Origin of the sequence: Oryzicola mucosus, from assembly GCF_014534685.1 — a bacterium.
Taxonomy (GTDB): Bacteria; Pseudomonadota; Alphaproteobacteria; order Rhizobiales; family Rhizobiaceae; genus Oryzicola; species Oryzicola mucosus.
This window is the reverse complement of sequence record NZ_JACVVX010000001.1, coordinates 108047-131735: the sequence shown is the minus strand read 5'-3', so window position 1 is coordinate 131735 and position 23689 is coordinate 108047. Positions and strand designations below refer to the sequence as shown.

Here is a 23689-nt window from a genome sequence, read left to right as displayed (position 1 = left end):
CGTTTTGCCGCCAGCGGCCAGCCAGCCAGGCAAAGGCAAGGCGCACAATATGATCCGCGTCAGGGGCGGCAAGAGCTTCGTGGGCACCGATAGTCCGGAAATCCCTCAGGACGGGGAGGGACCTGCACGCGAAGTTACGCTTGCAGATTTCGGCCTCGAAGCCCAGACGGTGACTGTCGAGCGCTTCGCCGCGTTCGTCCAGGAAACGGGCTATGTCACTGAAGCCGAGCGCTTTGGTTGGTCGTCGGTGTTTTTTTCGGACGAAGCGCATCTTGCTGGTGCAAGTGCTGTCGGCTCCCGATTGCCGTGGTGGCACAAGATTGATCAGTCCACCTGGCGGCAGCCGGAAGGTCCAGGGAGTACCGTTGAGGACCGCCTCGACCATCCTGTGACGCAGGTCTCCTGGGCCGATGCAAACGCCTTCGCCGCCTGGGTTGGGGGCCGGCTGCCCTCCGAGGCGGAATGGGAACACGCGGCCCGTGGCGGGGCTGAGCACAAGCGGTTCCCCTGGGGGAACGCCGAGCCCAACGACGAAATCGTCATGGCCAACATCTGGCAGGGCAAGTTCCCGCGTCTCAACACCATGCTCGACGGCTATGAGCGTACCGCACCGGCGCAAAGCTTCGCGCCCAATTCACTGGGTTTCTACAACATGTCCGGTAATGTCTGGGAGTGGACCCGCGACCCGTTCCGCATCCGCTCGCTCTCAAAGCCGGCACGGCTGCGCAACGCGCAAGCTCTGACGCATTCGGAAAAGGTACTCAAGGGTGGCTCGTTCCTGTGCCACATTTCCTATTGCTACCGCTATCGCATTGCCGCCCGCATGGGCCTGTCGGCCGATAGCGCCGCCAGCAATGCCGGTTTTCGCGTGGCCTACGACATCTAGGCTCGGTGGGCGCCCCGCAGGTGCGCATTGTTCAAGACACTGTCCTGCGCCAAGACCTGAGCGCAATCTTTTGTACTGGCGCCTGACATCCCGTTCTATTTGATGGCGGCATCTCGGGCGGGACGATGGAGCGTCCGGCTCTGCAAAGGCCGCTTGCCGATATCGAGGCTGGGCAGATCGATGTCATCGTCGTCTACAAGATCGACCGTCTTACCCGCTCGCTGATGGACTTTGCACGCATGGTGGACATCTTGATCGCCATGGCGTCTCCTTCGTCTCCGTCACCCAGCAGTTCAACACCACCACTTCGATGGGCCGGCTGACCCTGACGTGCTACTGTCTTTGCCCAGTTCGAACGAGAGGTCACAGCGGAGCGTATCCGCTACAAGATCGCAGCTTCAAGAATGAAGGGCCTGTGGATGGGCGGTGTGGTACCGCTGGGTTACAGCGCAGAGGATAAGAAGCTGGTGGTTCATCCGCGAGACGCTGAGCGTGTTCGATGGCTGTTCCAGCGCTACCTCGAACTGAAGTCGGTGCCGAGACTGTCTGACGAAGCGATGGCACTGCCGGTGTCGGAAAGCGAAAGTGCGCGCTTCGCTCGTTCCTTCCGCCGCGGCAACCTTTATTACCTTCTGTCGAATCCGGTCTACATCGGCAAGGTTCGTCACAAGCTCGATCTCCACGAAGGTGAGCACCCACAGATCATCGACCGAGCAACATTCGATGCAGCTCAGGCTTTGCTCTCAAACAACAAGCAGCATCGATCCTAGCCGAAGAACCATGGCGATCGCCACAGTCTCGCAGGGCTTTTGTTCGATGAGGACGGAAACCGCCTTAGCCTCACCCACGGCAAGAAAGCCGGCAAGCGCTATCGCTCCCACGTTTCAAACACCCTTCTAGGCAGAGCCAAGCTCGACGGGGCAGGGGCGAAGCCCACAGGTGATGGTTGGCGGGTTCCTGCTTAGAAAATCGAGGGTATTGTCGGAACAGAGCTTGTCCGCCGTCTCATCGATCATGCCTCGTCGCGGTGGCTTGAGAGGGAGGGCATGCAGGAGCATCTCGCATCGTGCCTTCAGAATGCAGCACTCTCAGATCGCTTGCGAAAGACCAGTAAGACCGAGGGCCACGAAGCCGCACGAGTTCAATCAACAGGATTGAGTAAAACTGTCTTCCACCGCATCACGCTGTCGCGCGTCCAGATCAAATTTGAGATTGATCGTGCCGCACAGATCGACCTGCTCGTGCAACGGCAGGAGACACAAAGCAAGCGGACACATTCAACCTAAGCCATCGCGATTGAAGCCATCATTGTTCTTATCACCCTGAAGCGGAAGAGGGGCGAAACCAGGCTGGTTGTCTCATCGGGGTCGCAAGCAGTAGCGAAACCTTATATGTCCCTGATCGGCTTGATCGCTCAGGCTCACGCAGTGCTCGCCACCAGCATCAAAATCCTGAAAGCAGTGCCGCCGACATTGCAATGCTGCACCAGACCGACCGCGCTCACATCAGCCGGATTCTCCCAATGGCATTTCTCTCGCCATCATTAACCGAGGCGATCCTAGCCGGCACGCAACCGGCCAGTCTCAACCGGCGGCGCTTCCTGCGCATGAATGACCTTCCGGTCCTCAGGGCAGATCAGTCTGATTCGCTGAGCTGATCGGCAGCGCATTCAACGCGCACCTGATCGCCGAAACCTGCAGCCCGCAATTGCGCAGGTGATGAACATCTGACGAATCGCTGCATTCAAGCTCTGCAATGTCGGATCAAGGGAAGCGAAGTCGCATCCTCGTCCGGGCGTCATCTCGCCCCTTCTCAACCGAGATCACATTGGTCGTGAGGTTTAGTCTGCCCCACCAATCACACTACCCGCGGCAGAGTTTGTGCATGAACCCAGGCAGCATGCCATCACACGACAGAATGATCGTCGGAATCGTGTTGGCTGGGAAAATACCCTCACCGAGACGGTCTCGGGAACTATGCCAAGAACAGCCCGAAGATCCCATATATCCGCCAACTGGATACGCTGGAGGTCCTGTAACCTACGGAAATGTCGACGGAATGCGGTTATCTCGGAAAAGCCGGGAGTGGCCGAGTAGAAATGGTGGAGCCAATCGGAATCGAACCGACGACCTCTTGAATGCCATTCAAGCGCTCTCCCAACTGAGCTATGGCCCCACGCCCGGCTTGCGCCAGCGCCGTTTCCGGCGAAGAGGTCGGCGCGAATGTGTCTTCCGCGCCGTTTGTGAGGCGGCTTCTAGCGCCGCCTCATCCCAAGATCAAGCCTTCAAAATGGCTTTTCTCAAGATTGTTCTCGAAAGGCTCAACTATCGTCGTCGTCGTCGCCGACGCCGATCATGTCGGCCACATCGTCATCTTCTTCCTCTTCTTCGGCGAGGAAGGTGTCGTCATCGTCGTCGCCGAGGTCGACATCGTCGTCATCGTCGCCCAGATCCGGTAGATCGGTGCCCTTGGCTTCCTCGTCGGCATCCTCGAGGGACACGACTTCAGCGGCCTCATCTTCCTCTTCCTTCTCGTCGATTTCCTCTTCCTCGACCTTCGAGGCCTTGGTGTCGTCGAAATAGGAACGCGGATAGGTCTTGCCCGTGTAAGGCGAGACGATCGGGTCCTTGTTCAGGTCGTAGAATTTTCGGCCCGTTTCCGGGTCGATGCGTTTCGTGCCAAGTTCGGTCTTCGCCATGGCATGCCTCTATCGTGAAAAGTTTGGTCCCCTTAACCACAGAACAGGGCGCTGTCAAAGGCAAATGCCAAAGCTTTACAAGCCGGTCTCCCGGGCGCGCATCGGGGGATGACCCACGAGCCGATCGATGCTACGACGCTGCCCGCAATCCCGAACTCCCGGCCGCGACGCGGCCATCCCTGATCAGGTACGACGATGTCGCACGACGCACTTCCCCAGCCCGCCACGGCCCGCAGGTCCGAATCTCTCTCCGGCACCGCCCGTGTGCCCGGCGACAAGTCGATCTCGCACCGCTCCTTCATGTTCGGAGGCCTGGCCTCCGGCGAGACCCGCATCACCGGCCTGCTCGAAGGCGAGGACGTCATGCGCACGGGTGCCGCAATGCGGGCGATGGGTGCGCACATGGAAAAGCGCGGTGACGAATGGATCATTCGCGGCACCGGCAATGGCGCGCTGCTCCAGCCCGAAGCCGAGCTCGATTTCGGCAATGCCGGCACCGGCTCTCGGCTGACCATGGGGCTGGTCGGCACCTATGACATGGAAGTCACCTTCATTGGCGATGCCTCGCTGTCCAAGCGGCCGATGGCGCGCGTGCTCGAACCGCTGCGCCAGATGGGAACGCAGGTGTTGCGTGCCACCCCTGGCGACCGTATGCCGCTGACGCTACGCGGCCCGCGTCAGGCAACCCCCATCAGCTATCGCGTGCCGATGGCATCCGCGCAGGTCAAGTCGGCGGTGCTGCTTGCCGGCCTCAACACGCCCGGCGTCACTACCGTCATCGAGCCGGTCATGACGCGCGACCACACCGAAAAGATGCTGAAGGGTTTCGGTGCCAACATCCAGGTGGAGACCGACGAGCAGGGGGTTCGCCACATTTTCATCGAAGGTCATGGCAATCTGACGGGTCAGGTTATTGCCGTGCCGGGCGACCCGTCCTCGGCCGCATTCCCGCTGGTGGCCGCCCTCATCGTGCCGGGCTCGGATGTGACCATCGAAAACGTTTTGATGAACCCGACCCGCACCGGCTTGATCACGACGCTGCTCGAAATGGGCGCGCGAATCGACATCGTCAATCCGCGCAATGCCGGCGGCGAGGATGTCGCCGACCTGCGGGTACGCTCTTCCGATCTCAAAGGCGTTTCGGTTCCGGCTGAGCGTGCGCCTTCGATGATCGACGAATATCCGGTGCTTGCGGTCGCGGCTTCCTTCGCCGAGGGCGAGACCTTCATGCACGGGCTGGAAGAGCTGCGCGTCAAGGAATCCGACCGCCTCGCGGCTGTGGCCAATGGCCTGAAGGCGAACGGTGTGGATTGCACCGAGACCGAAACCGCGCTCAGCGTGCGCGGCATCCCCGGCGGCAAAGGCATCGGCGGCGGCGCTGTCGAGACCCATCTCGATCACCGCATCGCCATGAGCTTCCTGATCATGGGCCTTGCCTCCGAAAAGCCGGTGACGGTGGACGACAAGACGATGATTGCCACCAGCTTTCCCGAATTTATGGGGCTGATGGCCGATCTCGGTGCGCTCATTTCGGGCGGGGACGAGAACCGCTAGGCATGGGAAACCTCGTCGATACCCTGGCGGCCGCAGGAACCACCCTTGCTCTCTATCTCATGCTCGGCTTCCCATTTCTGATCTGGTCGGGAAGGACGAGTTATGCCAGCGCACTGCTGGAGGTCGACGGCCAGCCCCGGGGATGGCCCGGAAGGGCCGCTACGGTCTGGCTGGCGATACTGCCGCTGCTGCTGATAGCGTATTATTTTGTCAGCGGCATCGGCCGGCTCAATGTCGAACAACCCGACCTCGGCGTCGCCACCGCCACCGTTCAAAAATATGAAAGCGAATGGGGGCCGTGGCTGTTTCTCTGGCTCCCGCCCTGCGTCGGGATGATTATCGGCTATTTCGTCGGGGCGATCATCGCGCGCAACCGGAAAGAGCGGCTGTGAAAACGAACCTCATCATCGCAATTGACGGCCCGGCCGCTTCGGGCAAGGGCACGCTCGCACGGCGGCTGGCCGACTATTACCATCTGCCGCATCTCGATACCGGTCTGACCTACCGCGCGGTCGCCCAGATGATGCTGAGCAAGGCTTGGTCCCTCGATGACGATTCGCGCGCCATCGAAGCGGCCGGCCTTGTCGATCTCGCCGCGCTCGACCGCGAGGTGTTGTCCGCCCATGAGGTTGCGGATGCCGCCTCCCGCGTCGCCGTCATTCCCGAGGTAAGGCGCATCCTGGTGGAAAAGCAGCGCGAATTCGCTCGCCGCGACCAGGGCGCGGTGCTCGACGGCCGCGACATCGGCACCGTCGTTTGCCCGCAAGCTGACGTGAAGCTTTATGTCACGGCAAGCGCGGAAGTCCGCGCGCTGCGCCGCCTTCGCGACATCGAGGGAAGGGGTGGACACGCCGATTTTTCCGAAATCCTCGGCGACATAAAAAAGCGCGACGAGCGCGACATGGGCCGGGCCGACAGCCCGCTGAAGCCTGCCGAAGACGCGCACTTGCTCGATACGTCGGAAATGTCTATAGAAGCGGCGTTTCGCTCGGCCAAAAATATCGTTGACGATGCCATGGCCGGAAAAACACCGGGTTGACCCCAAGGTCTTCCCACAAACCGGCCTGCCAGCTTTTTCTTGCGCCGATCTGCCGCTGAAGCGGTTGAGGGATGGTATCCCGGAAAGACGGCGGGCCAACGCAACACGAACCCACGGCGCCGCTTCGCGATGCGAAGCTCTCCAGGAGAAACTATGTCCCAATCCAACCCCACCCGCGACGATTTCGCGAGCCTGCTCGAAGAGTCGTTTTCCGACGGTCATTCCGGCGAAGGCCAGGTCGTCAAGGGTATCGTCACCGCCATTGAAAAAGACATGGCCATCATCGACGTCGGCCTGAAGGTCGAAGGCCGCGTGCCGCTGAAGGAATTCGGCGCCAAGGCCAAGGACGGCCAGATGAAGGTCGGCGACACCGTCGAGGTCTATGTCGAGCGCATCGAAAACGCGCTGGGCGAAGCCATGCTGTCGCGCGAGAAGGCTCGCCGCGAAGAAAGCTGGGTCAAGCTCGAAGAGAAGTTCACCAAGGGTGAGCGCGTCGAAGGCGTCATCTTCAATCAGGTCAAGGGCGGCTTCACCGTCGATCTGGATGGCGCCGTTGCCTTCCTGCCGCGTTCGCAGGTCGACATCCGTCCGATCCGCGACGTCACCCCGCTGATGCACAACCCGCAGCCCTTCGAGATCCTCAAGATGGATCGCCGTCGCGGCAACATCGTCGTCTCTCGCCGCACCGTTCTCGAAGAGAGCCGTGCAGAGCAGCGTTCCGAGATCGTCCAGAACCTCGAAGAGGGTCAGGTGGTCGAAGGCGTGGTCAAGAACATCACCGATTACGGTGCTTTCGTCGATCTCGGCGGCATTGACGGCCTGCTTCACGTTACCGACATGGCTTGGCGCCGCGTCAACCATCCGACCGAGATTCTCAACATCGGTCAGACGGTCAAGGTGCAGATCATCCGCATCAACCAGGAAACACACCGCATTTCGCTCGGCATGAAGCAGCTCGAGAGCGATCCTTGGTCCGACATCGGCACCAAGTTCCCGATCGGCAAGAAGATCACCGGTACGGTCACGAACATCACCGACTACGGTGCGTTCGTCGAACTGGAGCCGGGCATCGAAGGCCTGATCCACGTTTCGGAAATGTCCTGGACGAAGAAGAACGTGCATCCCGGCAAGATCCTGTCGACCACCCAGGAAGTCGACGTCGTCGTCCTGGAAGTCGATCCCGCGAAGCGCCGCATCTCGCTGGGCCTCAAGCAGACGCTTGAGAACCCATGGGAAGCGTTTGCCCGCAGCCATCCGGTCGGCAGCCAGGTCGAGGGCGAGGTCAAGAACAAGACCGAGTTCGGCCTGTTCATCGGCCTGGAAGGCGACGTGGACGGCATGGTTCACCTCTCCGACCTCGACTGGAATCGTCCGGGCGAACAGGTCATCGAAGAGTACAACCGCGGCGACGTGGTCAAGGCTCAGGTGCTTGACGTCGACATCGACAAGGAACGCATCTCGCTCGGCATCAAGCAGATGCAGAACGACACCGTTGCCGACGCGGCCGCCTCCGGCGAACTGCGCAAGAACGCTGTCGTCACCTGCGAAGTCATTGGCGTGAAGGATGGTGGCCTCGAGGTTCGTCTGGTCGATCACGGCATCGAGACGTTCGTCAAGCGTTCCGACCTGTCGCGTGACCGTGACGAGCAGCGTCCCGAGCGCTTCACCGTTGGCCAGAAGGTCGACGCGCGCGTCATCGCCTTCGACAAGAAGACCCGCAAGCTGCAGGTCTCCATCAAGGCGCTGGAAATCGCGGAAGAGAAGGAAGCAGTCGCTCAGTACGGCTCGACCGACTCCGGCGCTTCGCTCGGCGACATTCTCGGCGCCGCCCTCAAGGGTCGCAACTAAGCAGTCTGCACTGCTGCTGCGAAACGAAGTCTACCAGCCAAATCGAACCCGCCGGAGCAATCCGGCGGGTTTTTTCTTGCGGCTGTAACCGATCCGGAATGCTTAGTTTTGAGATGGATAATTCAGGCGCGAGATGAAGATGTAAACATCCAGTAAACGCTGGCGTCTCGATAATGCAATTCAGGCAATTATGGGATTATATTCACAGTATCGTGAATGTAACTGACGCAATGTTACGACAAGACTCCAAACGTTAGGTGCCGGTGTGAAACCTTTTCTGCTTCGCCGCATTTGCCGCCCCATTTAGCCTCTACGCGCTCCCTATGTTCAATTTTGGAGTGCTCACTAAAAGATGAAGTACGGTATGATGACGGCGGTCGCGGCTTCGCTCACCGCAGGCCTGATGATCGCAGCCACAACCACCAGCGCCTCGGCCCAATGCGGCGGCGCATCCTGGTACGCCCTTAACTCCAAAACCGCCTCTGGCGAGCGCATGAACCCCGCCGCCATGACCGCTGCTCACCGCAGTCTGCCCTTCGGCAGCAAGATCAAGGTGACAAACAAGAAGAACGGTAAGAGCGTGGTCGTTCGTATCAACGACCGGGGACCCTTCATCAAGGGTCGCGTGCTCGATCTCTCTCGCGCCGCAGCGGGTCAGATCGGCTTCATCAGTTCAGGCCACGCGCCCATCTGCATGGAGCGCATCGGTTGACCGCCGCGTCGTTCTGATGCTCGGCACCGAGGATTACCCAGTCCAAGCGTGAACCGTCCAAACGTCTATGGAAACGCTCTAGATTTGCACGCGCGGTTCGTGTCGACCGTTGACCGCCACCTCCAGCAGAAACGTCTTGCCGGCTTCCGGGTCGGCTTTGCGTTGCTCTGCGTCCATACCTTGCCACGCCGTCGTCACGGCCAGTCCGCCGGCATTCGCGCCTACGAAGGCAGGGCAGGATGCCTGCGTGGCGGGCACGGAATGGCTGCGCAGGAACTGTCCGTCGGGTGCATAGACATTGACGCTGCTGCCACCCCAGCAGGCGTTCCACAGCAGCCCGTCCTGATCGACCACGGAGCCGTCGAAGCCTCCGTCGCGGCCCTTGTGGTCGGCGAACACCTTCGGCTCGCCCTTTGGCAGGCCGGTGGACGGATCGCACTCGACCCGCCACAGGATGTTGGGGCGCGTGTCGGCAAAATAGGCGACGGTTCCGTCGGGTGAGAAGCAGATGGAGTTTGGGATGGTAATCAATGGAAATATCCGCCGCACTTCGCCGCGAAAGAACCAGTATATCGATCCAGCCTTGTCCTCCCCACGCTTGCCCATGGTGCTGCCCCACAGAGCCCCGCACGGGTGCACACGGGCATCGTTGGATCGGGTAGACGGGTCGTCAGCTTCCAGCCTGGTGTGCAGGCTCAGCTTGCCGCTGTGGCGGTCGCGAATGTAAAATCCTGTCTCGGTGAGAAGCAACTGCCGCGCCTGGTCGATCACGGCAATCGCGCTGGCCATCTCCGGCAAATCGTGAACGCGTGTCTCCCTGCTGGAAAGTCGCTTTTCGAGCAACTTCCTGCGCACGATGTCGAACCAGTAGAGCGTGTCGGTCGCAGGGTCGTAACTCGGCCCTTCGCCGAGTTCGCACACTTTCTCCGAAAACACCGCTGCACCCTGCATCTCGGTTTCCTGCTCCGGCATCGTCTCTCTCCCCAGCCTGCTCACAACAATCCGCCGTCGACGATCAGCGTCTGCGCCGTCAGCATGCGCGAAGCGTCCGAAGCCAGGAACAGGCACGGCCCTACAATATCCTCGGCAACCATCATGGCCGGTATCGCCTGCCGACTAATATGGGAAGACAGCGATTCCTCCGTAACCCACAACTTACGTTGCCGCTCGGTGATGACCCAGCCCGGCGCTATAGCATTGACGCGTATGTTGTCCGGTCCGTAGCGCCCGGCCAAGCCCTTGGTCAGCCCAACGATGCCGGCCTTGGCCGCGGTGTAGGCCGGCATCGTGCCGATGTTGAGCATATAGGAGGTGGAGGTGAAGTTGATGATCGAGCCGCCGCCGGCCGCTGCCATGCCAGGCGCAACCGCCTGCATGGAGAAGAAGAACGGCCGCAGGTTGAGTGCGTGGTTAGCATCCCAACCTTCCACGGTAACGTCCTCCACGTCGTGTCGCGCATCCGACGCCGCATTGTTCACCAGCACCCTGATAGGGCCATTGAGCGTTTCCGCTTGTGCTATGGCGTCGCGCAACTGTTCGACATCGGTCACATCCGCCCGCGCGTAAAGCGGTCTGTTGCCATGCTCGGCTTCCAGCCGGTCACAAAGCGCGAGGCTTGCCTCATCGGCGATGTCGACAAATACGACCTTGGATCCCTGTCGGCAAAACCCTTCCGTCAGGGCAGCGCCGATACCCGAGCCGCCGCCGGTGATGAAAACCGACATGCCCGCAAGGTCGGGAAATTTGGCCGATGGCTGCATGCAGTGGTCCTCCAGATCGGATCGGTTGCCTCTCCGTGCCGACGGAGGAGGTTGTAGCATGAGTTGTGCCGGCTGCGAGGCTGTCGCAAGCGTTTTTCTCTTGTCAGCCAAGCGCGGTCCGTCGCTCCGTTCACTAAAGTTTTTAGCGTCGCGCAAATATCCTCCGTAGAAACCTCTCCGACAAGGATTCGTGCCGCCAAATTGACGCGCTTGACCATCTCTTGAGCATTTATGCTTGACAAGCAAAAGCCGGGCCAGTTTGCTTCGCCCTGGGTCGATAGCTTGCTCAGGCAGGCTTGTTTGCGTTGGTGGGTGAGGAATTTTATGTCGCTGTCGGCTAAGTTGCAGTTGCGACAATCCCAATCCCTCGTGATGACCCCGCAGCTCATGCAGTCGATTCGCCTGCTGCAACTCACGCATCTTGAGCTGGATCGCTTCATCGACGAGGAGATCGAGCGCAATCCGCTGCTCGAACGCGCGGTGGTCGAGGGCGGTGCCGGCGAAACGATAGATGCTGCACCCGAGCCACAGCCTGCGGTCTCGGAAGATTGGTTCGATCCGGGTGAAAGCTTCAGCGCGGAGTCGATGTCGGAAAAATTCGACACCTCACTGGAAAACATCTTCCCCGACGATCCCGGCGCGGCGGAGCGTCTTTCGCCCGATCTGGCCGGCCAGTGGAAAAACACCTCGACCGGGACAGGCGGTCCTTTGCCTGAAGGTTTCGACATGGAGGATATCGCCGCTGCGCCGGTAACCCTTCGTGACCATATAGGCGAGCAGATTGCCTTCACCTTTTCGCAGCCGGCAGACAGGCTTATCGCCGTCGAGCTTACGGAATGGCTGGACGACGCAGGCTATTTCCGTGGCGATATCGAAGAAGTCGCCGAGCGGCTTGGCGTCGACTCTACCGCTGTCCGGACGGTCCTTGAGCGCTGCCGGGCCGCCTTCGATCCAGCGGGCCTGTTCGCTGCCGACCTGGCTGAATGCCTGCGCCTCCAACTGATCCGGCGCGACCGGCTCGATCCAGCCATGATGGCGCTTTTGTCGAACCTGCCGCTTCTCGCGCGGCACGATTTTCAGGCGCTCAAGAAGCTTTGCGGCGTCGATGACGAAGACCTGCTCGACATGACCGCCGAGATCAGGGCGCTCGACCCTCGGCCCGGCCTGGCCTTCTCGGGCGGGCCGACAGACGCCATCGTGCCGGACGTGGAGGTCCGGCGCGCCGCTGACGGCAGTTGGATCGTCGAACTGAATTCCGAGACCCTGCCGCGAGTTCTGGTCGACCAAGCCTATTACGCCAGCGTCTCAAGCCATGTCCGCAGCACGACGGAGAAGGACTTCCTGGCCGAGTGCATGCAAAACGCCAACTGGCTGACGCGCAGCCTCGACCAGCGCGCCAAGACGATCCTGAAGGTGGCGTCCGAGATCGTGCGCCAGCAGGACGCTTTCCTGACTCACGGTGTGCGCCATTTGCGCCCCCTCAATCTGAAGACGGTGGCGGATGCCATCGGCATGCACGAATCCACCGTCAGCCGGGTGACCTCGAACAAATATATCCTTACCACCCGCGGGGTTTTTGAATTGCGCTATTTCTTCACCGCCGCCATTGCCTCCGCGAGTGGCGGGGATGCGCATTCGTCGGAATCGGTGCGCGACCGAATCCGCCAGATGATCGAAAGCGAGCAGCCGGCCGACGTGCTGTCCGACGATGCCATTGTCGACATTCTCAAGGAGGGTGGCGTGGAGATAGCGCGTCGCACCGTGGCGAAATACCGCGAAGGCATGAATATCGCGTCATCGGTTCAGCGCCGCCGCGAAAAGCGTGCTATGGCAAGTGCCGGACGCTGATAACTAAGTTGTGAGAGTCTGTGTAGGCCGCGCTCTCCGCCTCGATACAGCCAGTGCGGCAGGGTCCGGCGGCCTGTTGATTGACAAGCGCTGGGGAACTGTCTAGAAGCCCGCCCCCATGAGGCGGGGTTGATCTCGCCGGTCTTGGACATATGTCCTGACCGATGGGCGGCGGTCCATACGCTGCCGTGAGGCTGGAATGAAGTCAGCCGAAAGTTCGGGCTAAAATATGGTGAGCGTTGGTAGCCGAGCCTTGTAAGCACAGCCTACGGGTATAAAATCGGAAACGCTTAGTCTGAACGAAGGAAGGTCGGTTTTCAGATGAACCTGCGAATTTCAGGAAAACATATGGACATTGGTGATGCGTTTCGGACGCGCATCGAAGCCCGTATTGGTGAAGCTGTCGACAAATATTTCGATGGCGGCTTTTCCGGCCACGTCAATGTGGTCAAGTCGGGGTCTCGCTACAACGCCGATTGCATGATCAGGCTCGACACTGGCATCTCGCTACAGGCCACTGCCGAAGCACTCGATCCGGTGGCTTCATTCGAGAGCGCAGCGGAAAAGCTCGATAAACGGCTTCGTCGCTACAAGCGTCGTCTCAAGTCTCACAGTGCCGGCGCGGCGAACGGAAACTTCACTGACGTGGCTTACTCGGTCGTCGCACCGCTTGCCGACGACGATGAAGAAGTTCCGGAGGATTACGCACCGACGATCGTCGCCGAGTCCAGCGTGGAACTAAAGACCATGTCCGTCGCTTCTGCAGTTATCGAACTGGATACGAAGGACAGCCCGGTGTTCATGTTCCGCAATGCTGGCAACGACCATCTCAACATCGTCTATCGCCGGGCGGATGGAAACATCGGTTGGATCGATCCGTCGACCACGAAGGCTGCACAAGGTTAAGCTGCCATTCCGAGTTTCGGCGCCACAGGCGCCGAAACCTTGGTGGCGCGGCAGGGGATACGACTATGGATCTGAGCGACCTCATCGAGGTACAGGCTATAATGCCTGCCTTGAAGGCGAACTCCAAAAAGCAGCTCCTACAGCTGCTGGCCGAACGGGCGGCAGCGATTTCCGGCATTCCAGAACGGGAAATTTTCGACACCGTTCTGCAACGCGAACGTCTCGGGTCCACCGGTGTAGGCAACGGTATCGCCATACCGCATGGTAAACTCGCCAGCGTCAACCGCATCATAGGCGTCTTCGCCAGGCTCGAAAATCCTGTCGATTTCGAAGCGCTGGACGATGAGCCCGTCGATCTCGTTTTTCTACTTTTAGCCCCTGAAGGCGCCGGGGCGGATCACTTGAAGGCGCTGTCTCGCATCGCTCGTGTGCTCAGGGACGGCAACACCGTTGCGAAGATCCGCGGTACCCGCGATGCAAACGCCATCCATTCGCTCCTGTCGGAGACGCCGGCATCCAACGCCGCTTGAACGGCGGTCCTATCGTTGATCACAGACAGCAAAGTGGAGCGTATCCCATATCTGGATCGCTCCACTTTTTACCCGATGATCATCAGTGAATGGCAACGGGGATCAGGTCGTTTTCCATGGCACCAGCAAGCGCTTGCTCCTTGGCGTCCGACAGCAGGATCGGCTTTCCGTTGGCAGCGAACAGGGCCCAGAGCTCAAGTCCGGGAGCGATTTCGATAATTCCGGGAAACCGTCCGCGCAGATCGTCGCTGGACATCTTTCTCAGATAAGCGACGCTACCCTCGCCAATATGCGAGAGCTCGACCTGGCTGATGGGGGATTTATGTTCGGCAGAAGTCGTCATTTTAGCCTCCATGATGTCGAAACGCCTGAACGGCCGTTCCGATGCAGAGCTGTGAAAATTGTTAGTCTTTCACGGCGATGTTTATCTTGCGGACGAGACGCTGGGCCTCTGGCCGGTCGAGATCGATGGCCAACAGTCCGTTTTTCAGTTGAGCCGCGAGCACTCGCATGCCATCTGCCAGCACGAAGCAGCGCTGGAACTGCCGGGCGGCGATGCCGCGATGCAGGAATTCGCGTTCGGTATCGTCATTCTGGCGACCGCGCACCACGAGTTGGTTCTCCTCGGTCGTCACTTCAAGGTCGTCTTCAGCAAAACCGGCTACTGCGAGCGTAATACGCAGACGGTCGCATCCATCCTCAGCAGCCCGAATGCGCTCGATATTGTAAGGCGGGTAGCTGTCGCCGGATTTGGCAAGCCGTTCGAGCGTCTTTTCGACGGCATCGAAGCCGAGCAGAAGCGGGCTCGAGAATGTAGTCATGCGACTCATGTTTCAGTGTCCTCCAGGAGCGACATCAAGCGGAAAAACCCAACTGGCATTTTCCCTGCTGTCGTTGATATGGTCTGCCGGCAGTGCAAGTTCAAGCCTGCCCGAAATACCTTCCAAGGAAATGAAATTGACTGAAAAACGTAAGATTATCATCGACACCGACCCCGGTCAGGACGATGCAATAGCGATTCTGCTCGCGCTCGCCAGTCCGGAGCTTGAAATCCTTGGGCTTACAGCCGTTGCCGGAAACGTACCGCTTGAGCTGACGTCGCGGAACGCGCTCAAGATCTGCGAGCTCGCCGGACATACGGAGACAATGGTCTACGCCGGTGCGGCGCGTCCGTTGTTCCGCGATCTTGTTACTGCCGAGGAAGTCCACGGCAAGACCGGACTTGACGGTCCCGACCTGCCAGACCCCGAAATGACGCTTCAGACGGAGAACGCGGTCGATTTCATCGTGCGCATGCTGATGTCGGAGCCAAAAGGGACGGTCACGCTCGCCGTTCTGGGGCCGCTGACGAACATCGCGCTGGCGCTGATCCGCGAACCCGCGATTGCGACCCGCATCCGCGAAATCGTCGTCATGGGCGGCGGCTTCTTCGAGGGCGGCAACGTCACGCCGGCTGCCGAATTCAATATCTATGTCGACCCGCATGCCGCCGACATCGTGCTGCGGTGCGGTGCGCCGATCGTCTTGATGCCTCTCGATGTGACCCACAAGGCCTTGTCGACCGCTGCGCGTACCCAGGCCATACGGAGCCTTGGAAACAAAGTCAGCCTCGCGGTCGCTCAAATGCTGGAGTTCTTCGAGCGCTTCGATGAAGAAAAATACGGTACCGATGGGGGGCCGTTGCACGACCCGTGCGTGATCGCCTATCTGCTCAAGCCAGAGTTGTTTCAAGGACGACTCTGCAACGTCTCGGTCGAAACCACGTCGGAGCTGACCATGGGCATGACGGTGATCGACTGGTGGGGTGCCACCACCTGCCCGAAGAATGCCATGGTGATGCGCGATATCGACGCCGACGGACTTTTCGAGCTGCTGACCGAAAGGCTTGGACGGCTGTAAGACCAGTGGTCGCATGATGGTGTATGATTTGAGGCGCTGACACTTGCAGCGTATATCGATGCAGCCAGCGATTCTGCTGGCTGCTGTCAATGTTCATGGAGTGCAGGCTTGAAAACGCTCATCTCAGCGATCGCCGTTGTTACAGGTCTGGCTCTGGTCGGGTGCAGCAGCACAGGAAGCAGCGGGCCGCGCGCCGAACCCAAGACGCTTTTCCCGAGCAAGACGCGTATGCCGGAGCGTAACGACACCTATATGGAGCCGGTCTTCGCGGAATAGCGGCTTGTTAACAGGCGGGGGTTATGCCCTCATCGTTTCCACCACCTCGGCCTGGCGCGGGATGGCCGGCTGCGCGCCCGGCTTGAGGCAGGCGAGCGACCCGGCCACCGAGGCCTGGTGTATCGCTTCCTTGAGCGCAAGGCCCGAGGCCAGGCCCGCGGCGAGATAACCGCAGAACGTGTCGCCGGCGCCGACCGTATCGACGGGCTCGATCTTCATGGCGGCAAGCTCGATGAAGTCTTCGGGGGCGGCGGCGAGTACGCCGTCCGCGCCGAGCGTCACGATCACGGTGTTGCCGTTGCGCGCCGCGAAATCCTTCATCCGCGCTGGGCGATCGTCGCCCGAAAGCCCTGCCTGCTTTGCGTAGAGATCGAACTCGGTCTCATTGGCGACCATGATATCCGCCTTGCCAGCGAAAGAGGCGGCCTCTGCACGGTAGGGCGCGATGTTGAGTACGCTGATAGCGTTTGCCTGGCTGGAAGCCTCCAGAGCCGCCTCCACGGTCGCCAGTGGGATTTCGTGCTGCAGCAGCACGATGTCACCCTTGGCAAGCAGGGCCTTGGTAACATCGCCTGCCAGCACCGAACCGTTGGCGCCCGGCACCACGGCGATGATGTTCTCGCCTTTTTCCTCGACCATGATCAGCGCCGTGCCGGTAGACGCATGGCTTTCCGCAACACCTGACAGATCGACCTTGGCTTCTTTCAGCAGCGCCAGCGCCTCCGCGGCAAAGGCATCCTTGCCGACCGCGCCGATCATCCGCACCTCCGCGCCCGCGCGTGCCGCCGCCAACGCCTGGTTGGCGCCCTTGCCGCCGGGAGCGGTCTTGAAGCCGCTGCCGGGCACGGTTTCTCCCGGCGCAGGCAGGCGCTCTACGGTGGCGGTGAGGTCGAGATTGATGGAACCGATGACGATGATCACGGGCTGGCGCTCCTGTTATGCGGCGCGCACGCTAGCTCTTGGCGCCTCATCTTGCCAGTGGGCCAGCCGATTTTCCAGCCTTGGTTTTAGGCAGAGGCCGTCTGGCCAGCCTCCCAGCCCAGGATGGCGCGCTTGCGCGTCAAACCCCAGTGATAGCCCGTCAGCCTGCCCGACTTGCCCAGCGCCCTATGGCAGGGCACCACGAACGAGATCGGATTGGCGCCGACCGCCGCACCCACGGCACGGCTTGCGGCGGGCACCCCGATCTCGGCGGCGATGGAGGAGTAAGTCCGCGCCGTGCCCATCGGGATGCGAAGCAGCGCCTCCCAGACGCGCAGTTGGAAGTCGGTGCCGATCATGACCACGCGCAGCGGCTGCGTCTCCTGCCAGCGGGCAGGATCGAAGATGCGCGCCGCATAGGGTGCGGTGGCCGACATATCCTCGACATAGGCGGCATTCGGCCAGCGGCCCGACATGTCTTCGAAAGCTTCGCGTTCGCCGCCGGCATCGTTGAACGACAGTCCGGCCAGGCCACGGTCAGTGACCATAATCAATGCCACGCCAAAAGGCGAAATGTGGAACCCGTAGCGGATCGTTAGACCGGCGCCGCGCGTCTTGTAGTCGCCGGGCGACATCGCCTCATGGGTGACGAACAGGTCATGCAGCCGTCCAGGGCCGGACATTCCCACCTCATAGGCGGTTTCCAGCAGCGGCAGGCCTTGGTCGAGCAGGCGGCGCGCATGGTCGAGCGTAACGGCCTGCAGGAACCCCTTGGGTGACAGCCCCGCCCAGCGCGTGAACAGCTTCTGCAGTGATGTCGGTGTTTCGCCCACCTCGCGGGCAAGCTCTTCCAGTGACGGCTGGTCGCGATAGTCCAGGCTGATCTTTTCGATCACGCGCCGCACCGCCTCGTAGTCGGAGCAATCCGGCGTGATATCGGTCTGGAACTCGATTTCTGGCTTCATCTTGGCTTGAGCGTTCATGGTCGATCTCCTTGAACGCTAATATCGGGCTTCTCACGAGCCGTCTCCACCCGATTCCTGCACGGCGGCGTCCTCAGCCGCGTTTTGCCGTGGCAAGTGCCTGGGAGAAGGCCTTGGCGAAGCTTTCGCGGTCGTCAGGGTTGAGAAAACTGCCGAGCGGTACATGCTGTCCCTGCGCTTCGACCGCCATGCCGGTGATGCCGATCTCGTCGTGACGGGCGATGGAAAACCGCGTCCAGAACGGGTTGAAGCGGTGCGCTTCCGACTTGCCGGAGGGCGCGGTCTTGCGGATATCGAGGGCCGTGCGCGACACGCTGACCTCTTCGCGGGCACGGGCAGCGCGATAATTGACGCGAAAGGCGATGTAGAGCGCGAGCACGTCGAGCCCGAAAAAGCCGAAGATCGGCCACGCGCCGTTGCTGAGGAACAGCAAGCCGGTCACCAACCATCCTAACAGCAGCGCCCCCATAAGAATAGCAAAGCCGGTTTTCCCCAGCGATCTGTGGGGAACCAGAAGCGCACTGAAAAAGGGTTCGTCGGCTGCGTTTGTCTCGCTCATGACGCTCGATTATAGAGAGACGATGAAAAAGCCCAAGGCCCTAGATTCACACAAGCCCGTGACGGAAGGAAAGCGATCCGTCGTCCGCCGCCGCAAGCCAAAGTGCATTTATAGCCAAGCTGAGATTCGCGAAATCTTCCGCCGTTTTTCCGTCCAGCGGCCGGAGCCCAAGGGTGAACTCGAACATGTCAACGCTTTCACCTTGCTAGTGGCCGTCGTCCTGTCCGCCCAAGCCACCGATGCCGGCGTGAACAAGGCGACGCGCGCTCTGTTCCAGGCAGCCGATACGCCGGAAAAGATGCGGGACCTGGGGGAGGCGCAAGTCGGCGAGTACATCCGCACCATCGGCCTGTGGCGCAACAAGGCCAAGAACGTCATTGCCCTGTCCGAAGCGCTGATCCGAGACCATGGTGGGGAGGTACCCGACGACCGCGACGCGCTGACCGCATTGCCCGGCGTCGGCCGCAAGACGGCCAATGTCGTGCTTAACATGGCTTTCGGCCACCACACCATGGCGGTCGACACCCACATCTTCCGCATCGGCAACCGTATCGGTCTGGCGCCTGGCAAGACGCCTGACGAGGTTGAGCGCGAACTGGTCCGTGTCATTCCCGACGAGTACATGCTGCATGCGCATCATTGGTTGATCCTGCACGGACGCTATGTCTGCAAGGCGCGAAAGCCGGATTGCCCCCTTTGCGTCATAGCCGACATCTGCAAATCAGCCGAGAAGACCAGCGATTTTCCCGCGCCTTTGGTGCCGATAGCGCCGCTCCAGACGGCCGCGTTGGATGCCTCTCAATAGCCGCGCGCCATAGCTGCCGCACAGATCGGCACCAACGCCAGGAAAAACAGCTCGGCCTTCAGGGCGGTGCGGACCTTTTCGATATCCTTCAACGGGATAGCTTCGGCATGGCCCGCCTTGCGCCATTTGAGTATGACGATGGTCGGCCGGATCGACAACACTCCCGCAACCCCAAAGGCTGCCATCTTGGCCCAGAATGCAGGTGTGGCAATGTAGAACTCCCAGCCCTTGAGGCCGAAGACCACGCGGCCGACGCCAACGATGATGATCAGCAGCGCCGACATGCCATAGATCGCGTCGGCGGCCGCCGCGACGGAGACTTGCGCGCGTTCTAGGCCGGGGCGGATGACGGCGAACTCCACCGCCAGGGCGCCGACCAAAGTGAAGGCGAGCAGATGGTGGGCGATCGCAAGCAGCAGGTCAACCATGGCGCCTTCCTCGTAGGGTGGGTCAGGCGAGACTAGCAAGAGCCGATCGCCCGTGTAACCCAGGCCCCATGCGCAATTATCGTACTGTCCAGTGATTTCAGGCATGTGGCCCCGCGCTTCCGGGCAGCTACCGTGATATGGCGGTGCGTCGCCGCTCGAGGTCTCAGATGCCGTCCATGAAATTCTCCAAACCTCCCGTTGTCGAAACCCCGCGCGCCATCCTGCGCCCGCACCGGCTCGAGGATTTCGACGCGTATGCTGCGATGTGGACTGAGCCCGCGGTGGTGCGGTTGTTCGGCGGCAAGCCGCGTACGCGCGAAGAAAGCTGGCAACGCTTTCTTCGCCATCCATCTTTGTGGTCCTATCTCGGCTTCGGATACTGGGCGGTCGAGGACCGCGCGACGGGCCGCTTCATAGGCGATGCCGGCTTCCAGGACATGAAACGCGCCCTGACGCCTTCCATCGAGGGATATCCGGAAGCCGGCTGGTCGCTATGCACCGAAGCGCAGGGCAAGGGACTGGCCTCGGAGATAGTCCTCGCCCTCCACTCCTGGAGCGATGCCAATCTCGGGTGCCGAACAGTCTGCATCATCAACCCTGACAACGCCGCTTCGCTGCGCGTCGCCGACAAATGCGGCTATCGCCGCTACGGTGAAAGCGTCTATCACACCGAACCGGTAATCCTGTTCGAGCGGCCGGCGCAAGGCTGATACTCGCGTCTCAAGGCCTCTTGCCAGGCTTTCGAGTCACCGCTTTGCGCGCATGTGGATTTGCTGTCGGTACGCATTTGGGAAGCGCTTTTCATCCGCCGTTGTCAGGCGGACTTTCATGGCGTAGAAAAAGCTGTTCTCAGGGCGGGGCGGAAATCCCCACCGGCGGTATGCGGCGCAAGCTGCGAGCCCGCGAGCGCCTTCCTTATGAAGGGTCAGCAGATCAGGTGCGATGCCTGAGCCGACGGTCACAGTCCGGAAGAAAGAGAACGGGCAGTTTCGGAGCGATCCGGAATTGCGCGTGATCGCCTTGGGTGACGTGTCACAACCTAAGGAGATTCTCATGACACCCACCCGTTACGCCTTCATCAAAGCCAATTGGCATGCCGATATCGTCGACCGCGCGCTGGACGGCTTCCAAGAGCTCATTCCGGCCGAGCAGGTCGACGTCTTCGATGTGCCCGGCGCATTCGAGATGCCGCTTTTAGCCCGCGATCTCGCCACCACAGGCCGCTACGCGGCCGTGGCCGCCGCCGCTTTGGTGGTCGATGGCGGCATCTATCGCCATGATTTCGTGGCACAGGCCGTCGTGGACGGGCTGATGCGTGCCGGGTTGGACAGCGGCGTTCCGGTCCTGTCGGTTTCGCTGACGCCGCACCACTATCAGGAAACGGACCATCACAAGGCGATCTATCGCGCCCATTTCGTCGAGAAGGGCCGCGAAGCCGCCCGTGCAGCCCTTATGATCGGCAAGACAAGAGCGTCATTGGCCAAGCCAAGCCTGGCTGCGTGAGGAGATAACTCAGCTTCGCCTTGCATCGAGGTAGGGAAAATCGGCGCGAAAAAAGCCCGGAAGCATCACTTCCGGGCTTTTTTGGTCATGACTACACTGGCCTCAGCCGCGCAGCATTCCGCCCGTCTGCTTCTTGACGTTGTCGACAATGCGGCCTGCAAGCGCCTCGAAATCCTGGTCGGTCAGGGTCTTGTCGACCGGCTGGATCGAGACCTCGATGGCAATCGACTTCTTGCCTTCGCCGAGCGATGCGCCCGAAAACACGTCGAACACCGAAACCCCGGTGATCAGCTTCTTGTCGGCGGATGATGCGGCCTTGACCAGCGTTCCGGCCTCGACATCGCGATCGACGACAAAGGCGAAGTCGCGCTTGACCATCTGGAACGGCGACAATTCGAGTTTCGGCTTGGTGCGGGTCGGCTTGGCCTTCGCTTCCGGCACGGCGTCGATGAAGATTTCGAAACCGCACAACGCACCCGACACGTCGAGCGCTTCCAGCGTGGATGGGTGGAACTCTCCGAAGGTGCCGAGCACGACCTTCGGCCCGAGCTTGATGGTTCCCGAACGCCCCGGATGATACCAGGACGGGCCGCCCGCCTCGACCTGCAGGCGGTCCACCGGCGCGCCGCAGGCTTCCAGCGCGGCAAGCGCATCGGCCTTGGCATCGAACACGCCGACGGCGCCGGCATTGCCGCTCCATTGACGGCCGGAGCCTTCCAGTTTGGCCGTGCCGCGACGGATGCCGGCAGCAACGCGGCGTTGGGCGTCGGGCGTGTCGCCCTCATAGGTGCCGGAGACCTCGAACAGCGCGACATCGCCAAGCCCGCGGTCGGCGTTGCGCTGGGCAGCCGCCAGAAGGCCCGGCAGCAGCGAGGGGCGCATATCGGACATATCAGCGGCGATCGGATTGGCGAGCTTCAACGCCGGATGGCCGCCGCCGAACAGTTCGGCATGCCTGGCCGGGATGAACGACCAGGTGACGGCTTCCATCATGCCGCGAACGGCAAGCGCGCGGCGCGCGGCGCGGGTGCGAATCTGCAGCGTTGTCAGGATGCGGCCGTTGACGGCATCGTGGCCGGAGAGCGGCTTGGGTACGATGTTGTCGACGCCGTGCATACGCATGACCTCTTCGACCAGATCGGCCTTGCCGTCGACGTCCGGCCGCCAGGACGGCACCGAAACCTCGATCATCTCACCGTCGCCCTTCGGCGCAAAGCCGAGATTGCTCAGGATCGACACGCTCTCGGCGCGGTCGATCTCGATGCCAGTCAGGCGCTTGATCTCCGACAGCGGGAAGGCGATGGTCTTGGGGGTGTAGCGGTCATAGCCGACGATCTCGGCTTCGGAGGCTTCGCCACCGCACAAATCGAGCACGAGTTGCGTGGCAAGATCAAGGCCGGGAATCATGAACTCCGGATCGACGCCGCGCTCGAAGCGATAGCGCGCATCGGTGATGATGCCGAGCGTTCGCCCGGTGCGCGCTATGTTCAGCGGTGCCCAGAGAGCGGATTCGATCAGCACGTCGGTTGTGGTCTCGTCACTGCCCGAATGCTCGCCACCCATCACCCCGGCGATGGATTCGACGCCATTGTCGTCGGCGATGACGCACATCTCGGGCGTCAGCGTGTATTCGCGCGTGTCGAGCGCGAGCACTTTCTCGCCGTCCTTGGCGCGGCGGACGACGAGGTTGCCCGCAACCTTCTTGAGGTCGAAGACGTGCAGCGGACGGCCACGGTCGAAGGTCAAATAATTGGTGATGTCGACCAAGGCGTTGATCGGCCGCAGGCCGATGGCGAGAAGCCGCTGCTGCATCCATTTCGGCGAGGGGCCATTCTTGACGCCGCGCACCAGCCGCAGCGCGAAGCCGGGGCAGAGGTCCGATGCTTCGATGCTTACCTTGACAGGGCAGGGTCCCTTGCCGGCGATCGGAGACACAGGCGGGGTTTTCAGCGTGCCCATGCCGGAGGCGGCTAGGTCGCGCGCGATGCCGTAGACGCTGGTGGCGTCGGGCCGATTGGGTGTCAGATTGATCTCGATGAGCGGGTCGTCAAGCTTGGCATAGCTGGCGAAAGAGGCACCGATGGGCGCGTCGTCCGGCAGTTCGATAATGCCGTTGTGCTCGTCCGACAGCTCCAACTCGCGTTCTGAGCACATCATGCCGTGGCTTTCGACGCCGCGAATCTTACCGATGCCCAGCGTCACGTCGATGCCGGGCACATAGGTGCCCGGAGCGGCGAAGGCGCCGATGAGGCCCGCGCGCGCATTGGGCGCGCCGCAGACCACCTGGATCGGCGCACCGGTGCCCGTATCGACCGAGAGCACTTGCAGCTTGTCGGCATCCGGATGGCGGTCGGCGGTCAGCACTTTTGCGATGACGAAGGGCTTCAGCGCCGCCTTGTCGTCGACGGATTCGACCTCGAGGCCAATCGAGGTCAGCCGCTCGACGATCTGGTCGAGCGTTGCATCGGTTTCGAGATGGTCTTTCAGCCAGGAAAGGGTGAATTTCATCGTCTCAAACTTTCACTTAGTTTCTT

The 23689-nt window shown here is 61.1% G+C and carries 27 protein-coding genes, 1 tRNA gene and 1 riboswitch; of the genes, 17 read left to right on the top strand and 11 right to left on the bottom strand.

The features are described from left to right. Positions 1–49 precede the first annotated feature (49 nt). The 4 genes from ICI42_RS00685 (at position 50) to ICI42_RS00670 (ending at position 2172) form a co-directional block, all read left to right on the top strand. The gene (locus ICI42_RS00685; protein ID WP_188162622.1) at positions 50–886 is read left to right on the top strand and encodes a formylglycine-generating enzyme family protein; all 837 of its coding nucleotides are present in this window, start codon (positions 50–52) and stop codon (positions 884–886) included. 110 nt (positions 887–996) lie between these two features. Beyond that, the gene (locus ICI42_RS00680; protein ID WP_330999112.1) at positions 997–1209 is read left to right on the top strand and encodes a recombinase family protein; all 213 of its coding nucleotides are present in this window, start codon (positions 997–999) and stop codon (positions 1207–1209) included. Between the two features lie 81 nt (positions 1210–1290). Further along, positions 1291–1656 carry a recombinase family protein gene (locus ICI42_RS00675; RefSeq protein ID WP_188162620.1) on the top strand — a complete coding sequence of 122 codons (366 nt, stop codon included), beginning with the start codon at positions 1291–1293 and terminating at the stop codon, positions 1654–1656. Positions 1657–1932: 276 nt separating this feature from the next. Beyond that, positions 1933–2172, top strand: coding sequence for a hypothetical protein (locus tag ICI42_RS00670; RefSeq protein WP_188162619.1), 240 nt, complete (start codon positions 1933–1935; stop codon positions 2170–2172). 813 nt (positions 2173–2985) lie between these two features. Here the strand turns inward: ICI42_RS00670 and ICI42_RS00665 are convergent. Then, a tRNA-Ala gene (locus ICI42_RS00665) sits at positions 2986–3061 on the bottom strand. 145 nt (positions 3062–3206) lie between these two features. Further along, complete coding sequence (locus tag ICI42_RS00660) at positions 3207–3584, bottom strand: TIGR02300 family protein (RefSeq protein WP_188162618.1); 378 nt, start codon at positions 3582–3584, stop codon at positions 3207–3209. Between the two features lie 195 nt (positions 3585–3779). Between ICI42_RS00660 and aroA the strand changes: the two genes are divergently transcribed. The 5 genes from aroA (at position 3780) to ICI42_RS00635 (ending at position 8737) form a co-directional block, all read left to right on the top strand. Beyond that, entirely contained in the window at positions 3780–5138 is a 1359-nt protein-coding gene (gene aroA / locus ICI42_RS00655) for a 3-phosphoshikimate 1-carboxyvinyltransferase (RefSeq protein ID WP_188162617.1), read from the top strand. A gap of 2 nt (positions 5139–5140) precedes the next feature. Continuing rightward, complete coding sequence (locus ICI42_RS00650) at positions 5141–5530, top strand: hypothetical protein (protein WP_188162616.1); 390 nt, start codon at positions 5141–5143, stop codon at positions 5528–5530. Then, on the top strand, positions 5527–6177 hold the full coding sequence (gene cmk, locus ICI42_RS00645; protein ID WP_330999076.1) for a (d)CMP kinase: 651 nt from the start codon (positions 5527–5529) through the stop codon (positions 6175–6177). The genes ICI42_RS00650 and cmk overlap by 4 nt, the downstream gene beginning before the upstream one ends. Positions 6178–6330: 153 nt before the next feature. Further along, positions 6331–8025 carry a 30S ribosomal protein S1 gene (gene rpsA / locus ICI42_RS00640; RefSeq protein ID WP_188162614.1) on the top strand — a complete coding sequence of 565 codons (1695 nt, stop codon included), beginning with the start codon at positions 6331–6333 and terminating at the stop codon, positions 8023–8025. A gap of 352 nt (positions 8026–8377) precedes the next feature. Further along, positions 8378–8737, top strand: coding sequence for a septal ring lytic transglycosylase RlpA family protein (locus ICI42_RS00635; RefSeq protein WP_188162613.1), 360 nt, complete (start codon positions 8378–8380; stop codon positions 8735–8737). Between the two features lie 78 nt (positions 8738–8815). Here the strand turns inward: ICI42_RS00635 and ICI42_RS00630 are convergent, their stop codons facing one another. Both ICI42_RS00630 and ICI42_RS00625 read right to left on the bottom strand, forming a co-directional pair. Beyond that, positions 8816–9709, bottom strand: coding sequence for an SMP-30/gluconolactonase/LRE family protein (locus tag ICI42_RS00630; RefSeq protein WP_407945122.1), 894 nt, complete (start codon positions 9707–9709; stop codon positions 8816–8818). A 20-nt stretch (positions 9710–9729) separates the two neighbouring features. After that, complete coding sequence (locus ICI42_RS00625) at positions 9730–10497, bottom strand: SDR family NAD(P)-dependent oxidoreductase (RefSeq protein ID WP_188162612.1); 768 nt, start codon at positions 10495–10497, stop codon at positions 9730–9732. 324 nt (positions 10498–10821) lie between these two features. Here ICI42_RS00625 and rpoN point away from each other — a divergent pair, with 324 nt between their 5' ends. From rpoN to ptsN, 3 genes are all read left to right on the top strand, one after another. Continuing rightward, on the top strand, positions 10822–12345 hold the full coding sequence (rpoN, locus tag ICI42_RS00620) for an RNA polymerase factor sigma-54 (protein ID WP_188162611.1): 1524 nt from the start codon (positions 10822–10824) through the stop codon (positions 12343–12345). 321 nt (positions 12346–12666) lie between these two features. Further along, positions 12667–13251: a ribosome hibernation-promoting factor, HPF/YfiA family gene (gene hpf / locus ICI42_RS00615; protein ID WP_188162610.1), complete on the top strand. Its 585-nt coding sequence runs from the start codon at positions 12667–12669 to the stop codon at positions 13249–13251. 65 nt (positions 13252–13316) lie between these two features. After that, positions 13317–13781, top strand: a complete 465-nt coding sequence (gene ptsN / locus ICI42_RS00610; RefSeq protein ID WP_188162609.1) for a PTS IIA-like nitrogen regulatory protein PtsN — start codon at positions 13317–13319, stop codon at positions 13779–13781. An 82-nt stretch (positions 13782–13863) separates the two neighbouring features. Here ptsN and ICI42_RS00605 read toward each other — a convergent pair whose 3' ends face one another. Both ICI42_RS00605 and ICI42_RS00600 read right to left on the bottom strand, forming a co-directional pair. Beyond that, positions 13864–14124: a BQ00720 family protein gene (locus ICI42_RS00605; RefSeq protein ID WP_188162608.1), complete on the bottom strand. Its 261-nt coding sequence runs from the start codon at positions 14122–14124 to the stop codon at positions 13864–13866. A 61-nt stretch (positions 14125–14185) separates the two neighbouring features. After that, a complete protein-coding gene (locus tag ICI42_RS00600; RefSeq protein ID WP_188162607.1) occupies positions 14186–14611 on the bottom strand; it encodes an Hsp20 family protein in 426 nt (141 codons plus the stop codon). A 127-nt stretch (positions 14612–14738) separates the two neighbouring features. Here ICI42_RS00600 and ICI42_RS00595 point away from each other — a divergent pair, with 127 nt between their 5' ends. Both ICI42_RS00595 and ICI42_RS00590 read left to right on the top strand, forming a co-directional pair. Beyond that, positions 14739–15680, top strand: coding sequence for a nucleoside hydrolase (locus ICI42_RS00595; RefSeq protein WP_188162606.1), 942 nt, complete (start codon positions 14739–14741; stop codon positions 15678–15680). 108 nt (positions 15681–15788) lie between these two features. Beyond that, entirely contained in the window at positions 15789–15956 is a 168-nt protein-coding gene (locus ICI42_RS00590) for a hypothetical protein (protein WP_188162605.1), read from the top strand. A gap of 21 nt (positions 15957–15977) precedes the next feature. Here the strand turns inward: ICI42_RS00590 and ICI42_RS00585 are convergent, their stop codons facing one another. The 3 genes from ICI42_RS00585 to ICI42_RS00575 all read right to left on the bottom strand — a co-directional run bounded on the left by ICI42_RS00585 (position 15978) and on the right by ICI42_RS00575 (position 18419). Further along, positions 15978–16877, bottom strand: a complete 900-nt coding sequence (locus tag ICI42_RS00585; protein ID WP_188162604.1) for a ribokinase — start codon at positions 16875–16877, stop codon at positions 15978–15980. Between the two features lie 86 nt (positions 16878–16963). Further along, a complete protein-coding gene (locus tag ICI42_RS00580) occupies positions 16964–17860 on the bottom strand; it encodes a methylated-DNA--[protein]-cysteine S-methyltransferase (RefSeq protein WP_188162603.1) in 897 nt (298 codons plus the stop codon). A gap of 73 nt (positions 17861–17933) precedes the next feature. Then, positions 17934–18419 (bottom strand): DUF2244 domain-containing protein, encoded by a 486-nt coding sequence (locus tag ICI42_RS00575; RefSeq protein ID WP_188162602.1) that lies wholly within the window; start codon positions 18417–18419, stop codon positions 17934–17936. Between the two features lie 22 nt (positions 18420–18441). Between ICI42_RS00575 and nth the strand changes: the two genes are divergently transcribed. After that, positions 18442–19224 carry an endonuclease III gene (gene nth, locus ICI42_RS00570; protein WP_188162601.1) on the top strand — a complete coding sequence of 261 codons (783 nt, stop codon included), beginning with the start codon at positions 18442–18444 and terminating at the stop codon, positions 19222–19224. Here the strand turns inward: nth and ICI42_RS00565 are convergent. Beyond that, complete coding sequence (locus tag ICI42_RS00565) at positions 19218–19652, bottom strand: DUF2214 family protein (protein ID WP_188162600.1); 435 nt, start codon at positions 19650–19652, stop codon at positions 19218–19220. The genes nth and ICI42_RS00565 overlap by 7 nt on opposite strands. Before the next feature lie 167 nt (positions 19653–19819). On the opposite strand from ICI42_RS00565, the gene ICI42_RS00560 reads away from it, so the two are divergent. Both ICI42_RS00560 and ICI42_RS00555 read left to right on the top strand, forming a co-directional pair. Beyond that, the gene (locus ICI42_RS00560; RefSeq protein WP_188162599.1) at positions 19820–20362 is read left to right on the top strand and encodes a GNAT family N-acetyltransferase; all 543 of its coding nucleotides are present in this window, start codon (positions 19820–19822) and stop codon (positions 20360–20362) included. Between the two features lie 131 nt (positions 20363–20493). Then, positions 20494–20637, top strand: a riboswitch (FMN riboswitch). A 68-nt stretch (positions 20638–20705) separates the two neighbouring features. Next, on the top strand, positions 20706–21155 hold the full coding sequence (locus ICI42_RS00555; protein ID WP_188162598.1) for a 6,7-dimethyl-8-ribityllumazine synthase: 450 nt from the start codon (positions 20706–20708) through the stop codon (positions 21153–21155). 102 nt (positions 21156–21257) lie between these two features. On the opposite strand, the gene pheT is transcribed toward ICI42_RS00555, so the two are convergent. Next, complete coding sequence (gene pheT / locus ICI42_RS00550) at positions 21258–23663, bottom strand: phenylalanine--tRNA ligase subunit beta (RefSeq protein WP_188162597.1); 2406 nt, start codon at positions 23661–23663, stop codon at positions 21258–21260. Between the last annotated feature and the right edge of the window lie 26 nt (positions 23664–23689).

Excerpts from the sequence above, each read along its gene's own strand:
- ICI42_RS00685 (WP_188162622.1), top strand. The coding sequence starts at position 50 with ATGATCCGCGTCAGGGGCGGCAAGAGCTTCGTGGGCACCGATAGTCCG.
- ICI42_RS00575 (WP_188162602.1), bottom strand. The coding sequence starts at position 18,419 with ATGAGCGAGACAAACGCAGCCGACGAACCCTTTTTCAGTGCGCTTCTG.
- ICI42_RS00565 (WP_188162600.1), bottom strand. The coding sequence starts at position 19,652 with ATGGTTGACCTGCTGCTTGCGATCGCCCACCATCTGCTCGCCTTCACT.
- ICI42_RS00560 (WP_188162599.1), top strand. The coding sequence starts at position 19,820 with ATGCCGTCCATGAAATTCTCCAAACCTCCCGTTGTCGAAACCCCGCGC.
- ICI42_RS00670 (WP_188162619.1), top strand. The coding sequence starts at position 1,933 with ATGCAGGAGCATCTCGCATCGTGCCTTCAGAATGCAGCACTCTCAGAT.
- ICI42_RS00675 (WP_188162620.1), top strand. The coding sequence starts at position 1,291 with ATGAAGGGCCTGTGGATGGGCGGTGTGGTACCGCTGGGTTACAGCGCA.
- nth (WP_188162601.1), top strand. The coding sequence starts at position 18,442 with ATGAAAAAGCCCAAGGCCCTAGATTCACACAAGCCCGTGACGGAAGGA.
- ICI42_RS00605 (WP_188162608.1), bottom strand. The coding sequence starts at position 14,124 with ATGACGACTTCTGCCGAACATAAATCCCCCATCAGCCAGGTCGAGCTC.
- ICI42_RS00555 (WP_188162598.1), top strand. The coding sequence starts at position 20,706 with ATGACACCCACCCGTTACGCCTTCATCAAAGCCAATTGGCATGCCGAT.
- rpsA (WP_188162614.1), top strand. The coding sequence starts at position 6,331 with ATGTCCCAATCCAACCCCACCCGCGACGATTTCGCGAGCCTGCTCGAA.
- ICI42_RS00660 (WP_188162618.1), bottom strand. The coding sequence starts at position 3,584 with ATGGCGAAGACCGAACTTGGCACGAAACGCATCGACCCGGAAACGGGC.
- ICI42_RS00600 (WP_188162607.1), bottom strand. The coding sequence starts at position 14,611 with ATGAGTCGCATGACTACATTCTCGAGCCCGCTTCTGCTCGGCTTCGAT.
- ICI42_RS00580 (WP_188162603.1), bottom strand. The coding sequence starts at position 17,860 with ATGAACGCTCAAGCCAAGATGAAGCCAGAAATCGAGTTCCAGACCGAT.
- ICI42_RS00625 (WP_188162612.1), bottom strand. The coding sequence starts at position 10,497 with ATGCAGCCATCGGCCAAATTTCCCGACCTTGCGGGCATGTCGGTTTTC.
- ptsN (WP_188162609.1), top strand. The coding sequence starts at position 13,317 with ATGGATCTGAGCGACCTCATCGAGGTACAGGCTATAATGCCTGCCTTG.
- rpoN (WP_188162611.1), top strand. The coding sequence starts at position 10,822 with ATGTCGCTGTCGGCTAAGTTGCAGTTGCGACAATCCCAATCCCTCGTG.
- pheT (WP_188162597.1), bottom strand. The coding sequence starts at position 23,663 with ATGAAATTCACCCTTTCCTGGCTGAAAGACCATCTCGAAACCGATGCA.
- ICI42_RS00650 (WP_188162616.1), top strand. The coding sequence starts at position 5,141 with ATGGGAAACCTCGTCGATACCCTGGCGGCCGCAGGAACCACCCTTGCT.
- ICI42_RS00635 (WP_188162613.1), top strand. The coding sequence starts at position 8,378 with ATGAAGTACGGTATGATGACGGCGGTCGCGGCTTCGCTCACCGCAGGC.
- ICI42_RS00630 (WP_407945122.1), bottom strand. The coding sequence starts at position 9,709 with ATGCCGGAGCAGGAAACCGAGATGCAGGGTGCAGCGGTGTTTTCGGAG.
- hpf (WP_188162610.1), top strand. The coding sequence starts at position 12,667 with ATGAACCTGCGAATTTCAGGAAAACATATGGACATTGGTGATGCGTTT.
- aroA (WP_188162617.1), top strand. The coding sequence starts at position 3,780 with ATGTCGCACGACGCACTTCCCCAGCCCGCCACGGCCCGCAGGTCCGAA.